1 protein-coding gene is annotated in these 261 nt (G+C 58.6%); it reads right to left on the reverse strand.

From position 1 onward, the window contains the following. On the reverse strand, positions 1-261 hold a 261-nt coding region (locus HEN21_RS23665; protein ID WP_183082974.1), incomplete at both ends, for a hypothetical protein.

Raw genomic sequence — 261 nt, forward strand, 5'->3', positions numbered from 1 at the left:
CCGTCTCGGAGCCGGAGGATTCAAATCCCTCCGGCGGTGTCTGCTCCTGCTCACCGGCCCGGAACACCACCGTGACGCCGGAGATGTTGGTATTCCCCTCACTGTCCAGCACTGGCGTACTGTTCAGCAGCACGCTTTTTAATCCATCCACCGGACCTTCAATCGGCCCTTCACTGATGGCGTCTATCACGCTCAGCATCTGGGATGATTTCAGGTTGTCCTTCGCTTCGCGCGGGGTATGCCCCTTACTGCTGCCTTTAC

The sequence above is a fragment of the Escherichia sp. 93.1518 genome (genome assembly GCF_013368915.2).
Classification (GTDB): Bacteria; Pseudomonadota; Gammaproteobacteria; order Enterobacterales; family Enterobacteriaceae; genus Escherichia; species Escherichia ruysiae.